The sequence below is a fragment of the Janthinobacterium paucivorans genome (assembly GCF_051380805.1).
GTDB lineage: Bacteria > Pseudomonadota > Gammaproteobacteria > Burkholderiales > Burkholderiaceae_D > Janthinobacterium > Janthinobacterium lividum_D.
The window spans coordinates 1-2,523 of record NZ_JBNYXR010000034.1; the positions used below are offsets into that span (position 1 = coordinate 1).

3 protein-coding genes are annotated in these 2,523 nt (G+C 64.1%); all 3 read right to left on the reverse strand.

From position 1 onward, the window contains the following. Positions 1-82: 82 nt before the first annotated feature. From tnpC to tnpA, 3 genes are read right to left on the reverse strand one after another with little or no spacing between them, the layout of a single operon-like run. Positions 83-1,669 (reverse strand): IS66 family transposase, encoded by a 1,587-nt coding sequence (gene tnpC, locus ACQ4V8_RS21765; RefSeq protein WP_436572193.1) that lies wholly within the window; start codon positions 1,667-1,669, stop codon positions 83-85. Between the two features lie 29 nt (positions 1,670-1,698). Continuing rightward, positions 1,699-2,046 carry an IS66 family insertion sequence element accessory protein TnpB gene (tnpB, locus tag ACQ4V8_RS21770; protein ID WP_100427869.1) on the reverse strand — a complete coding sequence of 116 codons (348 nt, stop codon included), beginning with the start codon at positions 2,044-2,046 and terminating at the stop codon, positions 1,699-1,701. Then, a complete protein-coding gene (tnpA, locus tag ACQ4V8_RS21775; RefSeq protein ID WP_436572194.1) occupies positions 2,043-2,447 on the reverse strand; it encodes an IS66-like element accessory protein TnpA in 405 nt (134 codons plus the stop codon). The genes tnpB and tnpA overlap by 4 nt, the downstream gene beginning before the upstream one ends. Positions 2,448-2,523 lie beyond the last annotated feature (76 nt).

The window sequence follows — 2,523 nt, forward strand, 5'->3', positions numbered from 1 at the left end:
GTAAGCGTAAAGCCAGCGCCGTCTTGAGCCCGGCAATGAATTAGAAGATGATGGCATCACACCGCTGGGAAGCGGCGTGTTTTTAAGCCGAGGGAAGCGGCGTGGCGCAGTTCCAGGGCAGGAAGTCGTCGACCCGGTTGACCGGATGATCGGCGATGTTGGTCAGCACATGGCGCAGCCAGGCCTCGGGGTCAACACCGTTGAGCTTGGCCGTGCCGATCAGCGAGTAGATCGCGGCGGCACGCTCGCCGCCGCTGTCGGCACCTGCGAACAGGTAATTGCGGCGGCCGATGGCGACACCGCGCAACGCCCGCTCGGCGGCCGAGTTGTCGATCTCAATGATGCCGTCGTCGCAGTAACGCAGCAACGCCGGCCATAGGTTCAGCGCGTACTGGATTGCCGCCGCCGTGTCCGACTTGCGCGACAGTTTTTCGAGCGTGGCGCGCAGCCAATGGTCTAAGTCGTCGAGCAAAGGGCGCGCTCTTGATTGGCGAACCAGCTGTCGTTCGTGCGGTGGTTTGCCGCGAATCTCGGCTTCGATCACATACAGTTCGGCGATGCGGCGCAACGCCTCGGTCGTGATGGCAGATGGCCTGGCCGCGTGCAGGTCGTAGAATTTTCGCCGTGCGTGCGCCCAGCATGCCGCCTCCTGGATGGTGCCGTCGACGTACAGCGCATTGAAGCCGGCATAGGCGTCAGCCTGCAGCACGCCGCTGAAGCTGGCCAGGTGGGTTTGCGGATGGATACCCTTGCGGTCCGGCGTGTAGGCGAACCAGACCGCAGCCGGTGTCGTGTCGCCCGACGCGCTATCGTCACGCACGTAGGTCCATAGCCGCGCTGTTTTCGTCTTGCCATTGCCGGGCGCCAGGACCGGAATCGGGGTGTCGTCGGCGTGCAGCTTGGCGCCAGCGAGCACATGGCGCCGGATCGCCTCGACCAGCGGGCGCAGCAGCGCGCTGGCCGCCCCGACCCAGTTCGCCAGCAGCGCACGTTCCAGTTCGACACCTTCGCGGGCATAGATGACAGACTGCCGGTACAGCGGCAGATGGTCGGCGAACTTGGCCACCAGGATATGGGCCAGCAGCCCCGGTCCGGCAATGCCGCGCGCGATCGGCCGGCTTGGCGCCGGTGCCTGCACGATGGTGTCGCAGCACTTGCACGCCAGCTTCGGACGTACATGACGGATCACGCGGAAGCTGGCCGGCACGAACTCCAGTTGCTCGGCGACGTCCTCACCCAACTTGCGCAGCCCGCCACCGCACGCCGGGCAAGCCTCGGCCTGCGGTTGATACACGCGCTCGTCGCGCGCCAGGTGCTCCGGCAGCGGTTTGCGCGCCGACTTGGTGCGCGGTGCCTTGTCTGCCGGCGGCCGCTCGCGCTCGGCCTCACCCTCGGTCGCTTGCAGGTCTTCCAGTTGTAGTTCCAGCTGTTCGATCTGGTGGTCCAGCTTCTCGGATTTGCGACCGAACTGCATACGACGCAGCTTGGCAATCATGAGCTTCAGATGCTCGATCTCGACCTCGGTCGTCGTCAGTTGCGCGCGCAGTCCTGACACCAGCTCGTCGTGCGCGGCGATGACGGTGTCGCGCTCACGCAGCGTCTGCTCGGCCGTCAGCAGCAACGCCTTCAGGGCATCGATGTCGTTGGGCAGATCGGCTGAATTGAGCATGGGCCAAGTTTACGCGAGGGCGCCGACGTTTACAAGCCCGACGATGGTTGCCAGGTGCGTACCGGCTGGCGCCAGTCGATGCCTTCGAGCAGCATCGACAGTTGGGCCTGCGTCAGCGTGACCGTGCCGCTGCTGGCCTGCGGCCAGATGAAACGGCCCCGTTCAAGCCGCTTGGCCAGCAGGCACAGGCCGTCGCCAGTCCACCACAGCAGTTTGATGATGTCGCCGCGCCGGCCACGAAATACAAACACATGGCCGTTGAATGGATCGGCCTGCAGCGTCGTCTCTATCTTGGCCGCCAGGCCGTTGAAGCCGCAGCGCATGTCGGTGATGCCAGCGACGATCCAGATCCGGGTGTGGGCCGGCAGGCCGATCATGGCAGCAGCCGCTGCAACACTAGGTGCAGCACGGCAGTGTCAACGGCGCCTTCCAGCCGCAGCCGCGCTTTGCCAACGGTCAGTTCGATGATGCCGCCGCACGCTGGTGCCTGCTCGGCCACGGGCTGTGCTATGACCGGCGCCACCACCGTCACCGGCAGCAGTGTGCAGACATTATTGCCAGATTCCTGCTGGCCTTCTCCGAACAGTTTACGCCAAGCGAATACCTGATTGGCGTTGAGGTTGTGCTGGCGGGCGATGCGCGAAACGGATGCGTCAGGCAGCAGCGACTGGGCGACGACGGCCCGCTTGAATTCATCGGAGTGGCGCCGGTAGCTGCCACGTTTTGAGGGTCTTGCGACTGGTTGAATTATTGTGTCCATAATCGAGTTTGTGGACACAATCGATTTGTGTCTCAACCTCAAATCATGCTGGCAGGAGTAGTCGAGGTAAAGACGGCGCTGGCTTTACGCTTAC